The following is a 20,919-nucleotide window of genomic DNA, read 5'->3' on the forward strand; positions in this document are numbered from 1 at the left end:
CATCGGAGCGGGCCCGCACGCTTTCTTTCTACAGGATCTCCATCTCGAACCGTCTCGCTGTTCTGGCTTTCATGGAAACATCATGCGGTGCGCGAGTACGTCTGCGGCCGTCGCGTTCTTCCCCTTGCTACCGGGTCCAAGAATCGCGAAGTCCGCCCAAAGCGTATGCACCGCCAGCAAGATCGTTGGTGCTTACCATTGGAAGGATCCCGGTCTGGCCGGTACTGTTTCGACGCACGATTGGTCCCCAGTCAGAGTCAGCTCATCGTTACATAGACCTTCATCGCTTCTTAACTCGCAGCAGCGCCGGAAAAAGTAACTCGCGAATCCTGCTGTACTCCTTCATCGGTTAGGTGGCGATAATCGCGATCGCCACCGATGACGTAGCGTCAGCCTCGTCACGACTGTGGTGGTGTCTTCGTCACGAAAACCCGATGCAGGTCCCATAGACCGGTGCTCTGGCAGGGACCGCAAATTCCTCAGCGCCACAGCTGCTATCCTGTTGGAGACAACCCGAGAGTGCTTTCGGTTTCATCACCGACCATGGTATTGGTGAATCCCCCAACAGCCAACCGACAGGGAATCCTAACGATCACGATTCTCAGCTCAGGAGACTTCTAGCACCGACAGCAGCGGGCTGAGCTGGCGAACAAGGGTTCCTGGAGATACAGTGACTGTGGGCGCGATGGCCTTATCAACTCTGACCTGGCAAGCAATCGGGGTTCGGGACACTCACCACCAACTCAGTACGCGCATTTGCCATCCCTAGCGCGGGGTGCGTGATGATACTCGTGCTCGAGGGAGGGAACTCACCTCACAACACAGCGAACTGCGCCAAAGGGCATCGACCACCGCCGTAGAGGGATATCACCGCCGAATCGAGGACCACAACTAACGAGCCGAACACCACAGAACAACACATTCCTCTAACCAGACGCACCACTCATCACGGCAAAATCGTTCGCGACGATAAACTCCGCCCAACCACACTTGACAAACAACACATACGAGAGCTAGAGTTATTCTAATTCTACCCTAGGGTTGTGTGCCGTGGGGATGAGGTCTTGGTGCTCCCAGGTGGGAGCATAGGGTTGGTGCCCCTCCCCTAGGATGGCCGAAACCACCCTAGGGTTGTGTGCCGAGGGGATGAGGTCTTTCATTGGGTCAACACGCTCGCTCGTGCACTGTGGTGTTGAGCAACTGACTTGTCCTGACGTCTCCACCCATCGATGACCACCTGCAGTTCATTCACGCTGGTCATCACCTTGGTCATTAGCTCGTCAGTTCCACGAAGCGCACGCAACTCATTGACACTGCGAGCCACCGCAGCAGCCAACTCCGGTCGGATACCGATCGTGGCACCAACCTCCGAAGGAAGAATTTCGCCAGCCACCAGAACCGCCTTAGTCAACGCAGCCGCGTCAACATCCGGCCAAGCTGCCACACTCAGGTCGTGGGCAAACCCGAAGAGACCATCGCCGTGGCTCTTCATGGCACATCGCGCAACCACCCTCAACCCCCTCTGCACAACCAAGGCTTCGAGACGATCCAGCGAATGCCCGGGATCAAATCCATAGGTCATGAGAACCGCCACCTGGGTTGCCGCACCAGCGGGCAGCTGACCAACTAGTCTCTCCGTCGCCGGGCTCGCATGCTGGCCGCCAACGACCAGACCATCCACCCAAGTAGCCAGCACCATAAGATCGAAATCTGCAACCATGTCCGAGGTAACCTGATCAACTGGCACAGCGACAATCTCATTCGTCACCGAACTCAACAGATCAGCAAGCCGTAAAGCCAACGCTCGCGTCGTGCCTCCAGGCGAGTCAATGCTGATGAGCACTCTCGGTGGACGCAGACGCCCTACCACCGACGGGGCAAGCCTCGAGGAGCGATCCAACAGACTCCTACCCAACTTACGTCCTTGGGCCATCGCCTCAACTACCGTTGAGGGTCCGATCAACGAATCCCCTACGACGTAGATGTGATCCTTCAAGGCGATCTGTGCCCGAGCCCGAGCATGTTCTCGCCCAACGGATAGATCGCCGACGGCCATCCGTCGAGAGACATCATTGGCGAGACCGTTGAAGATGCCACTAGCCACCCAATGGCGATCCTTGATGATTGGAACCTCTTTGCGTACTGGCAGCGACGGAAACGTGGCTAATAGATCAGGTTCAATGCGATAACCGAGGGCTGCGACCACCTCATCTACCTCCATGACCCGGAAGACCTTATCCGTCACCTTGGGCCGCTGTTGCCGGTCTTCCTGTACCGTGGCCACCAACGTCGCCGCGATACGACCATTCGCCAGCGGTCGAAGACTGGCTACCGTCACCGAGAACAGGACTTCAACACCCTCGTGCTCCGCCTCTCCAAGTTCATCCGGACGGACGAGCGAGAACCGACGATCCATCCAGTCAACGCAGGTAGCCGAGCCACCAAGTCGACGGGTCATGCGAGCGACATCCATGGCGGTATTACCAGCACCTACGACGAGGACATTCTTTGGACCCGTCAATCCCACATGATCATCTGAGTGATCCACGATGGTATGGTAGGCACGATCAAGAAAATCGTTGGCCTCGGTCACGTGCACGTTCTCTTTACCTGCTGCGGTAATGGGCAACGGAGCGTTCGCACCTTGTGCGATGATCACCGCATCGAATGAGCGCGTCAGATCCTCAAGAACCTCTAACGATACCCGTGTGTTGGGGACGACCTCGACGCCAAGGTCTTCGAGTTGGGAAGCTACGCGTGACACCACCGCATTAGGCAGTGTGAACTCGGGAATTCCAGAGCGTAACAGACCACCGATCTCGGCACCAGCCTCAAAGATGGTGACTTGACCCCCGCCTCTTGCGACGACATCGGCGACACCTATTCCTGCAGGTCCTCCTCCAACAACTGCGACCGAGAGCCCCACCGGCTCCGCCTTCGTCGATACTGGCGCACTCCGATCCGCTAGATAGCGTTCGATCTCATGAATCGCAACCGGCATGTCACCCGCGAGTGCGAATGAACAAGCGCCCTCGCACTGGGTTCCAGTGTCGCAGACCCGCGAACAGATCTCCGGCATCGACGATGTCGCCGCGAGCACCGCCCGGGCACCATCGAAGTCGAGATTGCGGGCTGCTGCAATAAACGCAGGAATGTCATTATGGGTTGGACAGCCGCGGACACAAGTCGCATCCGGGCAGTTCAAGCAACGGTTCGCCTCTGCGATTAGCTCATCATCATTTAAGAAACCCACGCGAACTTCATGCAAATCCGCTCGAACATCTTCTGGCTCAAACAGGTGTGCCGGAACTCGTGCGTCCACCCGAACCGCTCCCTCGACATGAATCGCAGAGAAGGGGCAGGTCCGCTCGCATTGGCGACAGCCAACACATACCGACTCATCGACATCGACCGTGTAGGTGAACTCGTCAAGGCTGATCGCCTCGACTGGGCATCGCACGAGGCACTCCTGACATCCGGAACACCGATCCTTCAAAACCGTAACTTTTGGAAATTCACTTATTGTTGTCATGTCAATCACCCCTAAGACGCCGCATGCATAATGATGTACAACCAACCGGCAACCCCTCCGAGGGCCACCATGAGCGTGACCGCTGCAACCTTAGCCCCTACCACATGTTGGGTCAGTGGAGCGAGATCGCGACGGAAGATCTTGAGCACCGCGTAGATACTTCCGATGATGCCAATCGCCATCACCACCAACTGCACATCGACGATCGTCGGGTTGGAGATCAGGTGATAGTTCACCAGCGACCACTTCGAGGTATTCACGCCGAAGATCTGCACAATGGCTGGTATCAGTCGTGGAACGTGCTTAAAGAACTTCGGTAGTTGTCGGGCGAAATAATCCATGCCAACGATCGGGATCAGCGCGTACGACAGCGGAAGGAAGACCTGGCGGAATGGATTCACCTTCTCCATGAAGTTGCCTTCTGCATGAACCCCTCGAGCAGGATCAAGGAAGAGCATCTGGTAGCCCTTGAAGAGTGCCGCCGTGAGCAACGCACTTAGGACGATGATCACCAAGTAGTCGATCGGATTTGGATAGTGATTCCACCCCGTCATCCGGTTGAGATAGTTGTCAAGATTGGCATAGACGTTGGTGGCGTTGATCTGCTGATACAGGACCAAACCCCACAGCAACGCTACAGCCCATGCGATATCTGCACGGCGACGCTTGGGTGCGATAACCGAGGTGAGTGGACTCTGTAGATAGAAACCAACGTTGTTCGAGGGGCAGGCCTTGTAGCACTCCGTGCAGAGACCACAGGCCGCATTTGACTCCGCCGAGCCCGGCCAGGTATACCAAGGACATCCATAACCGGAGGTCCCACCACGCATGCAGTCCTTCGTGGTGCAGGCGAGGCAGACCGCCCGATCATTGGTTCGAAAACCAGCCACCGACCCCATCGAACCAACCGACCCGATCAAGGCCGAAAGTGGGCAGAAGTAGCGGCAGAAGGTCCGGCGTTCGAAGACCAGATAGAAGGTCACCGCTGACACCACGATACCGAGCACCATCCACGAGGTGTCGCGCGGTGTCCCTGGTCCAGCAATGTTGAAGTACTCCTCTAGAAAGGTGAGGAAGACAAAGGTTCCCACTGAGAGGGTAAAACCCCACTGCGCCCAGCTCTCAGGAAGCTTGCGGCCAAGGCCGAGCGGCTTCTGTAGACGCTTGAAAAGCGTACGCCGTTGGATCCACTCGGCAAAACCACCAAAGGGACACATCGAACACCAGGCACGACCGATCACGGCCATCATCACAAAGACGAGACAAAACCACAGGTACCAGGTGATAGCCGTTGCGAAGTTAATCCCTGGATCGGCAACACCAAGGAACCCGAGGAAGATCACCAGCCAGAAGATGATCTGGTTCGGGATAATCATCAAAAACTGTGTGGCCCGCTTGGAGAGGATCCGAGCGATCACCGGGTGACTCGCCACATTGGCTTTCTTAGGGAGATCTGTCCCCTTAAAGCGATCTTCACTGGCCACCACCGGTATGTGAAGACGCTTCGAGATCACATCATCCGTTACTAACTTGACTTTTGTCGGTTCGACCTTCGTCACCGTTTCCCTCCTCAGCACACCTATATATCCTCGTCCGAACTATTCATTAGCTATGGACTAATGGTTAGTGTAGTTCAGTGATTTTGCTTTGTCAAGTCCGAGGGTAACCTTTAGCTATGAACTTATCGATGTCACGCCGCAGCGACTATTGCGTACGAGCAGCGCTCTATCTCGCAAGGACTGCGGAGCGCACCGAGGCGACAAAGGTCAAAGAGATCGTGGCAGAGATGGGGATACCCGCCAGCTTTGCCTCTCAGATCCTCGCCGACTTGGTGCGCACCGACGTCGCAACGTCCAAACCTGGACGCGACGGCGGTTATCGGCTAAAACGGGATCCCGAATCGATCACCCTCCTCGAGCTCGTCGAGGCTGGTGAAGGTCCGCTTCGCGCCGATCACTGCGCGCTTGGCAATGGACCCTGTCGATGGGACACCGTCTGTCCACTGCACACCAGCTGGCAGTCGACCGTCGCCGCCGTACGCGAACAGCTCACCACGATCACCCTCGCCGCCATTGTTGAGGAGGATATCCGTCTTGAAGGCAAGCACGAGGAACCCGTCGATGGTCACCGTTTCTTCCATAGCATCGAAGCGGAGGACTCTAGCTTTGTCGAACTACCACTTCCTAGGGTCGAAGAGTCGCTTGGACACCTTCGCGACCAGCAACTCCTCGAGGAACTACGCGACCCGCTCCACAGTATTGAAACCATCGGCACTACGAACCTCGCAATGGCCTATCTCCTCGAAGGAGGAAGGCGGCTTATCCTTGAGCTGATCAGCTCTGGTGAAGAGACCATACGCCTTGAGCTCAACCTCGAGCCCATCGCGATCGACCCCCAGCGAGTGGAACTCAAAGGGCACGCCATGATCCGTACCAATAGATCGATCGATCCTGCTCCACTGGTCCGCCTCATCCTCAACAGAACCGCTCGGCTCCTTGAGACCGTAGCGGCCCAGCACTGACGCTCCGGGGAACGATTCACCGAGTCCTCGCGTTAGCACTCACATATGACCTGTGCTCTTTGGCTGCGTGGCGATCTCCGACTCTCTGATCACGCTGGTTTTGCGTTGATGTCGGAGCAGACCAAGCCCTGGGTCGCGTTCTTCAACCTGGACCCGTCGCTTGCTGACGCGCTGACACCCCATAAGCGTGCGTACCTCATGTCGGCACTGGCAGACCTCGACGAACGCCTCAGCGCAGGACTAAGTCTGCTCTCCGTTGACCCCGTAACGACACTGCCGGGGCTCCTTGCAACGCACGGCATCGACACCGTCTACACCCATGGTTCAGTCGGTCCTGGCATGCGACGCCGGCTCAACCGTGCCGCAAAGGCCTTTCGCAACCAAGGCATCACCTTGGAGGCTCTCGATACCGCCTACGCCGTGCCCCCTGGCACCCTACGAGTGCAGGGCCCATCAGCCGCCAACACGTCAACGGTGCAGGGTTATCGTGTCTATACCCCCTTCTATCGAGCCTGGCGTCCGTTGGCGCTTGAAACCGAACCCATCGAAACTCCCTCTATCCTCGCCCCCGAGCGGCTCGCTCGCGACTTTACACTCGGCACACCCGACGAGGCTGGGGGTGAACGTGTCGCTCATGCAGATCTCGAGCGTTTTCTCCGTGAACGACGCGCCCGCTATCGATCTGATCGAGACTTTCCCGATCGGGCGGCCACCTCGGCCTTAAGCACGCACCTCCACTTTGGCACCCTGCATCCACGTACTGTTATCGCCTCCCTGGGGCCAGATGATGAGAAGTTCCTCGCCGAACTCGCCTGGAGGGAGTTCTACGCCGATGTGCTCCACCACCACCCAACCGCCACGACGACAGAACTCGACCCTCGTTTCCGATCGATGCAATGGAGACAGGATGGCGACGAACCTGAGCTCCTGGCGGCCTGGAAACAGGGGCGAACCGGCTATCCACTGGTCGATGCGGGAATGCGGGAGCTACGCGCAACCCATCTGATGCATAACCGTGTCCGCATGGTCACCGCATCCTTCTTGATCAAGGACCTGCACTTTGACTGGCGTATCGGTGCCCAGTACTTTGAGGAACAACTCCTCGACGGCGATCTCGCCTCTAACCGGATGAACTGGCAATGGGTCGCCGGCACGGGGACTGATGCTGCCCCGTATTTTCGTGTCTTCAATCCGATACTGCAATCGAAAAAGTTTGACCCCGATGGTAACTACATCAGACGATGGGTGCCAGAGCTGGCTGGACTCAGTGCAGACGCGATCCACGCTCCGTTCGAGCATCTCGATCCGACAAGTATCGGCTACGTCACCCCAATCGTTGACCATCGCATCGAGCGCCAAATCACCTTGGCGCGCTATGAGGCAGCGAAACGATCGGACTGACCCAACTCGCCACGACGAATGCATCCAGGCAAGAACCTGAATGCCACACCACTAATTTAGTAAGCATATATACTATCTGCATGATTGAGATCACTCGCGCAAGCGCCAACTCGAAGGCACAACCCTCAGCCATCTTCGCCCGTTGGGCAGACCATGCAACCTGGTCAGAATGGGACACCGATACCGAGTGGGTGCGTCTCATGGGTCCAGTGGCGACGGGGACCCGTGGGGTGATGAAGTCAAAAGGGGCACCCAAGATCAAGTTCTTCATCAGCGCCTGTGTTCCTGATCGTGAATATGCTGACACGACGAAGCTCTTTGGTGCAACGCTTGTCTTCGCCCACTGGGTTCAACCCAATGCGGACGGTGGTGGCTCTCGACTCGACGTCGCTGTCAACATCGAGGGACCATTCGCCTTTGTGTGGGCAAGGATCTTGGGTCGAGGATTCAAGAGGTCGGTAGGGGCAAGCCTTGACCGGCTCGTAGCGCTCGTCGAGGCGCCATGAACGCCTGGCTCGGAGTCGTCTCCGCCGAGCATGTGCGCCGGGGCGTAGGCGCTGGCATCGCTCAGATCGGACATGGCAAGCGTGCGGGGCTCGCGAGGATGGCTGAAGGTGACATTCTGGTGTACTATTCGCCAACCGAGCGTCTGGGCGATCAGGTAAAGCTGCAGCACTTCACCGCTCTCGGTACGGTCAGTGACAGCGAGATCTGGCAAGCCGATGAGGGCGACTTCAAACCCTATCGTCGCCGCATACGGTACGAGTCCATACGTCCACTCCCCCTCCGAGAGGTCAGCTCGCTACTCGATCTAACCGCGGATGCCCATTGGGGCTACCAGCTCCGCCGTGGTCTCATCCCACTCACACCGCACGACCGCGAGCTCCTCTGGCAACGGATGGTGCTCAGTTGACGGGAACGAATCATGGGCGATAACACCCTGCAAAAGCGAAGGCTAGCGAGCAACTTCTCAACTGATCAAGAGAGTCCAGGCCTTGGACTCTGGCGAGTCAGCAACCGTTGGCAAGCCCACCAGCGACGCGCTCTTGTGCCCTTTGGTCTGACCCATGTCCAATTCGTCCTCCTCGCATCCCTCGTATGGCTGGAGGGAACTGAGCCCGTTACTCAAAACGAACTTGCCCGATTTGCTCACGTCGATCCGATGATGACCTCTCAGGTCCTTCGCGCGTTAGAGGATAAGGGGATGTTGCGCCGCGAGCATCATCCAAGTGATGCAAGGGCCAGAGCGCTGGTCGCCACACCGGAGGGAGTCGCAGTAGCGAACCGTGCCAATCGTGCGGTCGAGGAGGCCGATGCCGCCTTCTTCGCACCGCTCACCATCGACGAACGCGCCTTATTCTCGCAGCTGCTCGCACGCCTCAGTGAAGAGGTACCGCCACGCGAACCCGAGACAGGAACCCAACGCCACTGACAGTCGTCCGCACCCTCCTCCTCAAGGAGCGTTGGGTGATCACCCAAACGCCAAACCATCGCAGAGGTGTCACTCACGCCCCGACAAAGAGACGGGCGATGCGTGCAACGAGCAGTTCAAGAACGGTATCGGGATCGAGCATGGATGCACCGCGCAGATCCCGTGCCGCATCGGCGAGCCAACCAACGATCAATCCGACTGATCGGTAGTTGAGACGTCGTGCAGCGGCCAGCATGTTGCGCAGGGCAAAGTCGGGCGGCTTGCGTGCACCTACCGAGTCAAGGGCCGCCTTGGCCTGCTCAATACTGCGGACCCCCGGCGACACCAACACCGCGATGTCGAGATAGCGACGCTGTAGCACCGTGATGAGAAGCTGTGGGGCTTTCTCTGCGGCGAGGAGCCGCTCCAGCGTACCCATCGCCTTGGCGACATCACCACGTTCGATCGCGTCCGTCAAGTTCCAGAGTGGGACCTCTCGTGCCTGACCGAGATAGGGGCGAACGTCCTCAACATCAAAGCTCACGTTGCCACGCTGAAGCCCTGCCAGCACCTGGGCCAGCGGATTGACCTGGGAAAGGTCAACACCCGCGTGTTCGGTGACGAGCGCAAGTGCCTGGTTCGTTAAACGAACGCCAGCAGCCTGGAAAACGGAACCGATGAAGCTGCGTCGTTCGGCCTCCTTCGTGACGGAGAGCTCCACCTTCTCGATCACTGGATCCTGCAGGCTGCTCAGAGCCTTCGGCAAGCGCTTGTCGGTGCTATAGAGCGTGACGATGTGCTCCTTGGCCATCGAGGCAAAGCCTTCCGCAAGGAAGGGCGCGTCCTCAGCCTTGACGACCTCGAAGGAGCGAACGAGGATCCGAAACCGGTTGACGAACATCGGCACCTGCGAGAGCATACCGACAAGATCAGCGATCTCATCTTCGCGCAAATCAAAGACCCGCAGTTCCTCACTGGCGGGATCAAAAGAGTTCATCTCCTGGACGATACGCTCCTCGAGAACGATCGGGTCGGCCGCGACCACCAGAGCTATCGTGCGCGCCGCCATCTAGGGCTCAAGCGCGGTCGCGAGGGCCCGATCCCCACGGAGCGCGGCGATCGCATCGAGGGCCTTAACGGTGCCAAGGACATCATGTACTCGAAAGATCGATGCCCCCTGGATCATGGCAAAACTTGCCGCTGCGATCGATGCCAGGCGTCGTTGACCGATATCGAGGCCAAGCGCCTCTCCAAGGAAGCCCTTATTGGAGGCGGAGATTAAAACGGGGTAGCCTGTCTCTACAAGGTTGTAGGTTTGACCGAGGAGAGCGAGCGACTGCGTAGTCGTCTTGCCGAGATCGAACCCCGCGTCAATGACGATAGCGGCCGGATCGACACCGTCAGCGAGTGCCTGTTCGACCCGCCGATTCAGGAAATCACGCACATCCGTGACGAGATCGTCATAGATCGGGTTCGGATCGGGTACTCGAGGTTTGAGACGAATATGGGTAGCCACGACTCCCGCTCCATGGCGTGCGGCGACCCTCGTATACTCTCGATCGCCGAATCCGGAGATGTCATTGCCCAAATGGGCACCCGCCGTCAACACTGCATCGAGCACCTCCGATCTCCAGGTATCCACCGAGATCGCAATGTCAAGCCTGCGAGCTATGGCCTCGACCGCTGGCACCACCCGCTCAAGCTCTGCCTCAAGGGTGATCTCCTCACCAGGGCCTGCCTTCACGCCACCGATGTCGAGAATATCGGCGCCCGCAGCGACAAGGCTATCAGCCTTGTCGAGAAAAAGATCAAAGTCAAAGTAGCTACCCTTGTCATAGAAGGAGTCGGTCGTTCGATTCAAGATACCCATGACGATCGGTCGAGCTAGATCAAGAGAACGATCCTTGAGGCGCAAGCGGTCCAACAGGGACCTCTTAGAAGAGTCGAGAGGTAAAACGCCGCCGGTACTGGCCGATCCTGGCATCACCATCGGGTAGCAAATTGAGCAGATCCAAGAAGCGTTGACGCGCATCCTCATCGTCCTTAACCGCCTCGAGGAGCTCATCGAGCTGTTGGGTGATCTCGTCCTCGCTCAGCCCAGCGTCGCCCTCCTTGGCCAGTCTGATCTTGGCCTTGAGCTTTGCGATCTCCGGGGTCTCTGGGAAGCGAGCGAGAATGACCTCCGCCTCATCGAGCTCCCCTCGATCAGCCAAGAGCTTGGCGAGTAAAAACCCGGCGACCTCATTGGCTGGTTCAAGCTCAAGTGCTTGCTTCAGCGCTGGCTCGTTCCCCTCCTCGATCAAAACATCGACCACCGTCTTGGCCGGTGCAAGCTTGGCAACAAACTCGCGAACAGCAGACTCTGGGTAGGCACCCACAAAGCTATCGACAATCTTGCCATCCTTGATCGCAAAGACGGCGGGGATCCCTTGCACCTTGAATGCTTGGGCAGAGGCAGGGTTATCGTCGACGTTGATCTTGACGAGCTCAACCTTGCCATCGGTCTCAGCCACCACCTTCTCGATGATCGGGCTCAGGGTTCTACACGGTCCACACCAGGGTGCCCAGAGATCGACCACTACCGGTCGATCCTTGGAGGCCTCAATCACATCCTGCTCAAAGGTAGCATCAGTTACGTCCATAGCCATGGATTCTATTCGGAATGCAACGGCTCTCAAGGTCATGACCTCCCGGAAGGAGCAGAATCGGGTACCATGAGACCATGGCCGCATATGACAGTCCCCTCCCGGGCGATGCACAGGAGTGGATCCGACAGACCACAAACCTCACAGGCCACCTTGAGGCCCAACTGTGCCCGGGGGGACGCTCCAATCTCACCTACCGCGTGCAAGATGCCAATGGGCATGCAATTATTGTGCGGCGTCCCCCACAAGGGATGGTACTGCCCACCGCCCACGATATGGCGAGGGAGTTCCGTTTCCTCTCGGCTCTGGCTCCACTCGGCTTTCCAGTCCCGACACCTATCGCCTTCTGTGACGACTCTTCCTTGCTTGGCGCACCCTTCTACCTGATGAGCGAGGCCCAAGGGTTGATCCTTCGCAACGAGGAGAGCGCACAACACCTCACGGTTGCGACCCGAGCAGCGATTGGACCAAACCTGATAGCCACCCTTGCACTGCTGCACTCCTATGATCCAGCGGCACTGGGGCCGGCAGGAGGGGGCGATCCCCGGGAGTATCTCGCGCGCCAGCTCAACCGGTGGCTCCGACAAGTCACGAAGGTCACCACCTTCGCCCACAGTGTGACAGAGACAGTGACCCGAGTAGGCGACGAGCTCCTCCAACAGATGCCAGCGACCACCCAGATCGGTATCGTTCATGGCGACTATCGACTCGATAACGTCGTGGTCAACCCCGATGGGACCGTACAGGCCGTGCTTGATTGGGAAATTGCCTCCATCGGCGACCCGCTCGCCGACATCGGTATCTTTGGGGTCTACTGGATGGACTCCGACGACACTCGCCTCAACGGTATCAACAGTGCTACCAAGCTTGAGGGTTTCGCCTCGAGGGCGGAGCTCTACGCGCTCTATGGGGAGCTTCGACGGATTGATCCCGCGCGTATCAGCTACTATCAACACTTTGGGAGCTGGAAGCTGGCCTGCATCCTCATCGGCGTCGTTGAGCGTTACCGCATGGGTGCCACAGGAGGTGACAGTTCAAGTGTCGACGACTACCCAGCACTCATCGAGGAACTGCTTGGGGCGGCCCAGCTCAGCCGATGATCGACGAAACCCAGCTCCCGCAGGACTTCGCTACCGCCAAAAGCGCACCAGCGAGGTACTGGTGGTTCGCCACTTGACACTTCGTCATCGACGCCCACTTTCATCTTGGTGCGCTTCTCCTTAGCGAGCCAGACGGACCTCTCGGTGCCATACGCCGTTCAGTGCATCGGGATCCAGCTAACGTCGCGGTCTGCGGATGAGCGTGGTCGCCTGGTGCGGCCAACCACATTTATTTGATAACGATTGGTGACATCTTCGTTCACGATCGTGATAGAGCCTCCCACCGTTCCCCCCGACCGACTCCAAAATACGACTCCGACCCGACGTGCCGACTCCAGCTCATCCACGTTCACGTCCTCCTCGATCAGACTCGTCTCCACAAGGGAGACGATTGTTGCAAGATCAACCTTGGTCTCCACTGACCATGACTGTTGCGCGTGTCCATCACTGCCGCTACTACCACCACCGCGAGCCATCGTCACCTGTGGCGAGCGCATCAGTGCATCCAATTGCGGGAGCTCTAGCATCTCGGGATGACGACGGCCGTCCCCGAGTTCCATCTCGACCATGCGCCGGCTCATTGTCCGCACCAACGATCTGGTCATCTCGCCCTCGGGGTAGAGAGTCACATCCCATCCTCGGCCCAGCTCCAAGGAGGCGAATCGGAGCTGGATCGTTCCTTCCTCCAAAGGCATTTGTCGAAAGTGCGGTAGTTTCGAACCAGTGATCTCTCCCATTCCTTCTCGCTGAAGTACAGATCGATACATCTCCGCAAGTTCTTGCACCCCCTGAGCAGAAAGGCAGGTCACCACGATGTGTTCCTCTTCATCCTCTAAGCGCTGATAGCGCGAGAGCACCTCAAGAGCGTCATGGGGAAGCGGTAGTGGCACTCCCAGGTTGGGGACGGCCATGTAGCGGAGCGTCTCCTCACGCATCCCCCGGCCTCGCGCGCCAAACATCGCCTCGACTGCTGTAATAGGCACCAACTGCTCACTTGGACTACTGCGGCTCATCGAATCCCCACCTTTCGCCGCCACCACCTTACCAGAGACAATTCTTACTGACAATACCATGTCACAATATTTCTTCTGCCTCAGTCTTCTCCCATGGTCGGTAGAATTGTTCGCCAGCTTGCTGGCGACACGAATTCACCGGAGGCCAGAGAACCTTGGTACCGAACCGCTCGCCGCTCCGTCCAGCTACGGTACCCTTCAGCCCACAGGGCGCCTAACCGACGACGAAGTTAATGACTCTGGGCAGCTTGGCGATCACTCTCTTGATCGCGACACCGTCGAGATGGGTTGCGATAGCCTCCTCAGCCAAGGGGAGGATCGTCTCCTCCGTGGCACTCGGATCGATGGGGAGTGTCCCTCGAGTCTTCCCGTTGACTTGGATGACCAGCGTGACCGTCGCGGCCTCCAAAATCGCGTGGTCGGCCTTGGGCCAGCTCTGCACATGCACGTCGGCCCCATAGCGCCGCTCATAGAGCTCGCTGGCGATATGGGGTGCCATCGGGGCGAGTAGCTCAAGGAGTGTCCGGTAGCCATAGTCAAGGGTAGCTGCGTCAGCGCCATCACCTTCGGCTTTGGACAACCCGTTGGTCAACTCCATGAGCGCGGCCACCGAGGTATTGTACGCCCAGCGTTCGATGCCATCAGTCGCACGCGCAATGAGCTGCGAGATGGTGAGGTAAATGGGAGCGCCTCGATCAGGATCACCATTGGTGACGGGAATCCGATCCGCAAGTGCCCACACTCGCTGCAAGAAACGGTGACAGCCCTCGATCATCTCGTCAGTCTGATCGGTCCAATCGAAGTCATCAGCAGGCGGCCCTACAAAGAGATGAAAGAGCCGTAGGGCGTCAGCACCAACGGTATCGAAATACCGCTGTGGCGTCACCAGATTGCCCTTTGACTTTGACATCTTGGACCCGCCCAAACGAATCATCCCTTGCGTGAAGAGCCGTTTGAAGGGCTCGCGTAGCGTCGAGGGGATGATACCAAGGTCTGAAAGAGCCCTGGTGAAGAACCGTGCATAGAGCAGATGCAAGATGGCGTGCTCTACCCCACCGATGTACTGATCGACCGGCATCCAATCTTCGACCGCCCTCTTGTCAAAAGGGCGGTCCTCCGAAAACGGATCACAAAAACGCAAGTAGTACCAGGAAGAGTCCACGAAGGTATCCATGGTGTCGGTCTCGCGGGTCGCTGAACCTCCACAGTTTGGACAGGTCGTCAATCGGAACGCATCACTATGCAGTAGTGGCGACTCGCCGGTCGGTCGGAACTCAACGTCGTCGGGCGCCAATACGGGAAGCTGATCCTCGGGCACCGGAACCGTTCCGCACCGATCACAGTAGAGGATCGGGATCGGGCAACCCCAAAATCGTTGCCGCGATACCAACCAATCACGGAGACGGTACTTGACCGAACCCTCGCCAGCACCCAACTCCTGAAGACGCTGGATGATCTTGTCTTTCGCTTCATCGGTCGTGAGACCATCAAGGAACTCGCTGTTGATTTTGACCCCGGGTCCGGTATAGACGGGACCTTCAAAGCTGTCGGGGCGCTGCACCGTCTCCACGACCGGAAGGGAGAAGTTTTGCGCAAAGGCGTAGTCACGCTCGTCCTCACCAGGAACCGCCATGATCGCGCCGGTACCATATTGTCCAAGCACGTAATCTGCCGCATAGATGGGCAGACGGTGACCGGAGACCGGGTTGATCGCATAAGTACCTAAGAAGACACCTCGCTTGGATGCGTCTTCTCCAGCCATGCGCTCCAGCTCACTGCGAGTCGCCACCTCCTCGATGAAGGTAGCAACCTCTGCCTTGTGATCGGGTGTGGTTAACCGTGCGACATCAGGGTGTTCGGGCGCCACCACCGCAAATGTGGCACCAAAGATTGTATCCGGACGTGTGGTAAAGACTTTCAAGCGATACTCGTCAATTCCCTCTACCTCGAAGGAGATCTCAGCCCCTACGGAACGACCAATCCAGTTCCGTTGCATGGTCTTTACCCGTTGGGGCCATTCGAGTTCATCGAGTCCTGCAAGTAGTTCGTCCGCATACTGAGTAATCTTGAAGAACCACTGGGTTAGTTCTCGACGAACGACCAGGTCACCGGAGCGCTCACAGGTGCCATCAGCCAGTACCTGTTCATTCGCGAGTACCGTCTTACACCCAGGGCACCAATTCACCGGCGCATCTCCCCGGTAGACCAGCCCAGCTCGGTAGAACTGAATAAACAAGTATTGCGACCAACGGATATAGCTGGGATCATGGCTATAGATTTCGCGGCGCCAATCGTAGGCTGCGCCGAGTCGCGCGAGTGAAGTCTTCAGCTCTGCCATGCGTGCCTCAGTAAAGACGCGAGGATGGACACCAGTCTTGATAGCAGCATTCTCCGCCGGCAGCCCAAAGGAATCAAAACCGATCGGAGACAACACGGCTTCGCCGTTCATAGTCCGATAGCGGACATTTAGATCGCCAAAGGTATAGTTCCGCACATGTCCCTGATGGGCGGGCCCAGACGGATACGGATACATGCAGAGAACGTACGATTTGGGCCGCGGGTCATCATTGCTGACATGATAGGTCTCAGCTTGGCTCCATTTTGCTTGCCAAGTTGTCTCTATCGCTGGCGGATCGTATCGGTCGGTCATGTCCGAAAAGCCTAGTACACGCATGAGGTTCGCACCCCAGTTGGCACGCAGGACTGACCTGAGATCGACGGTCGGATACTACACTGTGGTGGACGACCTTTGGGGGTGTAGCTCAGCTGGTAGAGCGCTTGACTGGCAGTCAAGAGGTTCGTGGGTTCGAGTCCCATCACCTCCACCAACAAACACCAGTTCAGAAGCTGTTTCTGTCCTCATTACTCTATTAGCAAACCAAACGTGATTGCCTATACGATTGCCTATCACCTCAGTGCCCACTGAGAAGGAGCTCCACTGTGATGCGAGGCTACTCAGTACACTTCAGACGAACAGGAGTTCCCAACCAACCGCCCCGGATCCCGTTGCACATAGGCAGCACCACATCACGAACGACAACGCACGTCGAAAGTAACTACCCACCCATTCCTAAGAAACAGTTAACTCCACTGGCCCTACCTCCAGCACGTTGATCGAGAGTGAACTACCACAGGCCTTACAAACCAGGCAATCCACCCCATAGATTTAGAAGGTTGGGAAACGATTCCTCCGATCCCTCACGCCTAGACACATTGGGTCATTGCGGACGCCACATAGTGCTTCGAACAACGAATCTTGCGACGAGGTGATGCCGGATCCTCGCAACATCATTGGGAAAACAAGGCAAGTGCTGAGGCTCGTACTAACAGAGACGCAATATCTGGAAGATCTCTAACGCCTCTTCGCCCCCAAGAAGACGCGGCATCTGACACCGTCAGGCAAACCACACAATCGCGGCTTAGCCGGACCCTTCCTCACGGTTTCGATGACAACACCCTAGGCGAGCAAACTTCGCATCAACAGAACATCAAGGAACCTTACGGCATACCCCAGCAACATCTCCAGGTTATACTCCGTACATAAAGCAACTAACGGGAGGGGAACGACAATGGAAACAACAAATTCAGATGATCTTGCGCGCGCTGAGGTAATACTTAAAAACCTAGCCCTATTTGACTTTATTCAATATATCGACAATCGCTGCGAGCATTATCCAGCTGACGCTACCGACATTACATCAGCAGCAACCGTAAGTATCATCGACGATTTTCTTACCTCTAAATCTTGGAGTATTTCAAACCATCAGGATGCACAAGAATACGGCATTCTGCCATTTCTTCAAATGAAGACGACCCCACCTTTTTTATTCCCAATGATGAGCCTCCTTCACCAACAGATTAAACGGGAACAGACTAAACAGGACCAGGTTAAAGATGACAATGATAGAGATGAGAATGATAGAGTTCTGAGGGACGAGGACATCACGGAGCTCAATAAACTCTGGAATGTTGTCTCGTCGTCTTCGGACACTCCCTCAGCTCGCAATTCGCCTGGCTCCGACCCCGCGCCGCGCAAGACGGTCGCACTCGCGATTCAAATCATTCGCAATTCCCTTGCCCACTTCCTAGAGGGCGTGGAGACGACTGATATTCGTGACAGAATTGGCGGACAAAGCCCAAATGGCGGTCGAAGCCATACAGAGACAACTTTTATCGACTTCGACAAGCGGGCGTTTTTTTCAAGACAAGGTAGTGTCAGCTTCACGGAGGACAATTTTGCTGCGTTTTTCTCAGTTAGTAGATCGATAACAATGCGCATTTGTTTGCAAATTGTCAAGCCAGACAAGGCTAGTGCGCAACAACTCCTTTGATCCCTGATGGCTCGACTCCAAATGGATGTTCTCTTGAAATCAAACGATGTGGATCACGCGAAATGTGAATATTGCTTGATCCTAGATTCTTCGTATACTGAGCTCAATCAAGGTCTACGCACCTTACGTACTGGTCAGTGGCTGCTGTCTTTGATCCTGACTTCGCTAAAGAAGTGATAGGGTAAATAGAGTCCTCTAAGGACCGCCTCTATTGACCGCGACTCGGTCCGCCTTTACGCTGAAACGCTCTGGCGGCCCTGATGCGTAGCACAAAACTCATAATGTGACTCACGAGACCGGACGCTCCTCCGCAGGTCAACGAAGTTACGGTTAACAGCCGAGAGGGTTTTCCACATAACTGCTTTACATGCTAGGAGTGAAATGGAGCCCAGTTCAGAGTTCCGCAGCCATCCCATACTGACACCGCGAGAGGGCGTTAACCCAATGGAAGCGTTAACTTCATCCATTCACTCATCGCCAAGACTTGACACGTTCTTGATCGAAGGCGGGATGCTACGCGCAGTCGAGCAACCCGGCGGATGGGAAGTATTAGACAAGACGATTACATCCTACGCTGCGACTCAGAACGTCGATCCTGGCGCGAGCGACTTGAAGCCAACCGATTGGTGGGATCGGGCCGTCGGCAAACCGCCACCCTACAACCGAGTGTTAGAGCCGTTCGAACCCACACGAGAGGGACGACTACACCGGCCATCAACCTGCTTTGAAGGTGTCAAACACTCATTAACACGACCCAGGCCTGGCACAACTTTGTACCTCGGTCAAGGTACAGGTCATACTCACGACAAGCTTTGATCGACCCATAAAGCGGGCCCGCATCACGCGCAGCGTCCGCTGTCAAGTAATCGATACCAGCACGGTGACAGGAATGCAACCCCTTGTCCGCAGACTAGTTACGGTCATCAAGATTTAGGGAGATTCTTAATCCCTGAGCATGAAGAACAATCAGCTCGCCCTCGCTCAAAATCCCCGTCAATTCGCTCGCACACTTCGAGAAATCCAGAGAGATCTTGCTCTCATCCCCGTTGGTTGGTCTGGGCAGTGGGACACCGCACTCATAGCGTTACTCAAGACCCCTTCCGCCAGAACCTATCCGGTGTATCAGGTTTTATAGCGAGAAGAGATCCGTAAAGCACCAAGAGCGCTTCACGACAGAGAGGGACTGACTGCCACCAAGCACTCTAACTGATCTCGACCCTCACTGTCACCCAAAAGAACTCATCAATGTCATAGGAAGCGGCCACATCAACGGTACCGGTCTAACCGTTACTACAGGGGCCACGCCCGAACTGCTAACTCCGCAAGTCGTTCCGCTCGCCGAGCAGCTAATTCAAAACTCCAAGTATCGTATTGACTTAGCTCCCGGGTAAGGGAAAATGCCGAATCACCATATGTCCTATGCTTATCATCGAATCGTTTATTTTCAAGACTGGCATTGAGGGTGCGCTCAAGAAGAGTAAGGTTTTGCAGTTGATCTCGGAGAGCCACAAAGCGTTCGTATTCGTCAATAGTTTGAAAGTCACTTGGCCCACTAGACTTTGCAAAAATGTGCTCCACAGTGACCCCCTTGCTGCTCCAATCCGGCATCGACTCAGTGTTCAATCCCTTTTCGCTAAGCTCCTGCTGTTCAAGCCTCGCGAGTATATACTTTGCGCGCGTCGTCGTGATCGTGCCATATGAAGTAAAAGCAGCCTTGAAGGCGAGATCATCCGGAACCAGGCTCCGAACCAATTCCCTGACATCTTCAGGTCCTTTGGCCTTACCCTGGGAAATCGCTACCGCCGCCGCAGAAAATGCAGACTCCGCGCTTCCACCACCAAGAAGCCCGGCCATCCACGCCCGGACTGACCAGGCCGCGACGACGTCAACAAACCGTACTGCCTCGCTGTGACTCCACTCGCGAAACGCGGCAAGTAGAAGCGGAGTACTAGCCTCGAACCCGAACCGCCGGAACGCAAGGAGAGAATCCTTTACCTCGATAGCTTGTGAGGACCAACTAACATCGTCGGGCTCGCGGAGGGCTAAATACTGCTGCGCAGCCTTTTCGAGGCGATCAACGTAGGTGCGCACTACCGTGGCGCCCTTTCCGATGCGTTCTTGCAACGCCTTGTAGAGTGCACGATTCGTGACGCTGCCCCATTGCGACATATATTCGTATCGTAGTACCTTCACAAAGTTTTCTGGCTGTTCGAAACGACCAGTAAGCCGAGTCCAAACAGCCTCTACGTGGTCAATCTCTTGCTCGCCTGCCACACTGAAAAGATAGTTCTTTAGGAGGTCAGCTGTCGTCAAGTCCGCGCCACGGTCATTGAGAGTCTCGAAAATGACATAGGCTTCGGGAAGCTCGGATGCTACTGCCAACAGGACCTGAACCTGAGTGTCGAGGAAATCAACCAAATCAATCAGGCGTCGGTATTCCGAAGGAGTGGGCGTCAAATCATCGAGACATCCTCGGATCAGATGATAGGCATTCGCTAGCCCATCACGCGGGTCATTGACGGGTTTACGCTCGAGCATACGGCTATACGTGTCATGATCGTCAGGGCTAAGCATCAGTTTCGCCACAGTATCCTCTTTAGTGAGCACATAGTCGCTAAGATGTGAGGACTCAAGCCCCTGAGCAGCGCGGTCTTGCTCAAAACCATACAGTCGATCCCGCGCAGCAATGAGGAGAACTGCGGTGGTCGTAATGCGCTGTTGGCCATCGATGATAAGGTCACGGCCGTCACCTGACGAGTCGGAAGCGAGAACAATAGTGCCCATGAAGTAAGAATTGTTTGCTTCACGAGCACGCTGAATGTCAGCCCAATACTCTAAAATATGCTCGTCCCTCCAAGAGTAACGACGCTGAAAACGCGGGACCTTCAGGAGCCGGTCTGATAGAAGGTGCCCGAGATGGTCATGATCAAACTTTGCAGAATCAGTCACGGGCACCAATCTAAAC

15 protein-coding genes and 1 tRNA gene are annotated in these 20,919 nt (G+C 56.5%); 8 read left to right on the forward strand and 8 right to left on the reverse strand.

Annotation, left to right across the window (positions count from 1 at the left end):
* Positions 1-1,156: 1,156 nt before the first annotated feature.
* Both M7439_RS06600 and M7439_RS06605 read right to left on the reverse strand, forming a co-directional pair.
* Entirely contained in the window at positions 1,157-3,532 is a 2,376-nt protein-coding gene (locus M7439_RS06600) for an FAD-dependent oxidoreductase (RefSeq protein ID WP_298347541.1), read from the reverse strand.
* Positions 3,533-3,543: 11 nt separating this feature from the next.
* Positions 3,544-5,091 carry a 4Fe-4S binding protein gene (locus M7439_RS06605; protein WP_298347543.1) on the reverse strand — a complete coding sequence of 516 codons (1,548 nt, stop codon included), beginning with the start codon at positions 5,089-5,091 and terminating at the stop codon, positions 3,544-3,546.
* Positions 5,092-5,219: 128 nt separating this feature from the next.
* Between M7439_RS06605 and M7439_RS06610 the strand changes: the two genes are divergently transcribed.
* The 5 genes from M7439_RS06610 (at position 5,220) to M7439_RS06630 (ending at position 8,886) form a co-directional block, all read left to right on the forward strand.
* Positions 5,220-6,053: an Rrf2 family transcriptional regulator gene (locus tag M7439_RS06610; RefSeq protein ID WP_298349465.1), complete on the forward strand. Its 834-nt coding sequence runs from the start codon at positions 5,220-5,222 to the stop codon at positions 6,051-6,053.
* 45 nt (positions 6,054-6,098) lie between these two features.
* Complete coding sequence (locus tag M7439_RS06615; protein WP_298347547.1) at positions 6,099-7,454, forward strand: deoxyribodipyrimidine photo-lyase; 1,356 nt, start codon at positions 6,099-6,101, stop codon at positions 7,452-7,454.
* A gap of 80 nt (positions 7,455-7,534) precedes the next feature.
* Complete coding sequence (locus M7439_RS06620; protein WP_298347549.1) at positions 7,535-7,960, forward strand: SRPBCC family protein; 426 nt, start codon at positions 7,535-7,537, stop codon at positions 7,958-7,960.
* Positions 7,957-8,367, forward strand: a complete 411-nt coding sequence (locus tag M7439_RS06625) for an EVE domain-containing protein (RefSeq protein ID WP_298347551.1) — start codon at positions 7,957-7,959, stop codon at positions 8,365-8,367. Before M7439_RS06620 ends, M7439_RS06625 begins: the two co-directional genes overlap by 4 nt.
* 12 nt (positions 8,368-8,379) lie before the next feature.
* Complete coding sequence (locus M7439_RS06630) at positions 8,380-8,886, forward strand: MarR family winged helix-turn-helix transcriptional regulator (protein ID WP_298347553.1); 507 nt, start codon at positions 8,380-8,382, stop codon at positions 8,884-8,886.
* 73 nt (positions 8,887-8,959) lie between these two features.
* Here the strand turns inward: M7439_RS06630 and holA are convergent, their stop codons facing one another.
* From holA to trxA, 3 genes are read right to left on the reverse strand one after another with little or no spacing between them, the layout of a single operon-like run.
* On the reverse strand, positions 8,960-9,934 hold the full coding sequence (gene holA / locus M7439_RS06635) for a DNA polymerase III subunit delta (protein ID WP_298347554.1): 975 nt from the start codon (positions 9,932-9,934) through the stop codon (positions 8,960-8,962).
* On the reverse strand, positions 9,935-10,789 hold the full coding sequence (folP, locus tag M7439_RS06640; RefSeq protein ID WP_298347555.1) for a dihydropteroate synthase: 855 nt from the start codon (positions 10,787-10,789) through the stop codon (positions 9,935-9,937).
* Positions 10,790-10,799: 10 nt separating this feature from the next.
* Positions 10,800-11,507 (reverse strand): thioredoxin, encoded by a 708-nt coding sequence (gene trxA, locus M7439_RS06645; RefSeq protein ID WP_298347557.1) that lies wholly within the window; start codon positions 11,505-11,507, stop codon positions 10,800-10,802.
* A gap of 80 nt (positions 11,508-11,587) precedes the next feature.
* Between trxA and M7439_RS06650 the strand changes: the two genes are divergently transcribed.
* Entirely contained in the window at positions 11,588-12,610 is a 1,023-nt protein-coding gene (locus tag M7439_RS06650; protein ID WP_298347558.1) for a phosphotransferase family protein, read from the forward strand.
* Positions 12,611-12,768: 158 nt separating this feature from the next.
* Here M7439_RS06650 and M7439_RS06655 read toward each other — a convergent pair whose 3' ends face one another.
* Both M7439_RS06655 and leuS read right to left on the reverse strand, forming a co-directional pair.
* Positions 12,769-13,683 (reverse strand): hypothetical protein, encoded by a 915-nt coding sequence (locus M7439_RS06655; RefSeq protein WP_298347559.1) that lies wholly within the window; start codon positions 13,681-13,683, stop codon positions 12,769-12,771.
* Between the two features lie 154 nt (positions 13,684-13,837).
* The gene (gene leuS / locus M7439_RS06660; protein ID WP_308464417.1) at positions 13,838-16,297 is read right to left on the reverse strand and encodes a leucine--tRNA ligase; all 2,460 of its coding nucleotides are present in this window, start codon (positions 16,295-16,297) and stop codon (positions 13,838-13,840) included.
* Positions 16,298-16,374: 77 nt separating this feature from the next.
* Here leuS and M7439_RS06665 point away from each other — a divergent pair.
* Positions 16,375-16,451 (forward strand) — tRNA-Ala (locus tag M7439_RS06665).
* 741 nt (positions 16,452-17,192) lie between these two features.
* Positions 17,193-17,954: a hypothetical protein gene (locus tag M7439_RS06670; protein ID WP_298347563.1), complete on the forward strand. Its 762-nt coding sequence runs from the start codon at positions 17,193-17,195 to the stop codon at positions 17,952-17,954.
* A 1,290-nt stretch (positions 17,955-19,244) separates the two neighbouring features.
* Here M7439_RS06670 and M7439_RS06675 read toward each other — a convergent pair.
* Positions 19,245-20,909 carry a DUF262 domain-containing HNH endonuclease family protein gene (locus M7439_RS06675; protein ID WP_308464418.1) on the reverse strand — a complete coding sequence of 555 codons (1,665 nt, stop codon included), beginning with the start codon at positions 20,907-20,909 and terminating at the stop codon, positions 19,245-19,247.
* Positions 20,910-20,919: the final 10 nt, after the last annotated feature.

This window comes from Ferrimicrobium sp. (genome assembly GCF_027319265.1).
Lineage (GTDB): Bacteria > Actinomycetota > Acidimicrobiia > Acidimicrobiales > Acidimicrobiaceae > Ferrimicrobium.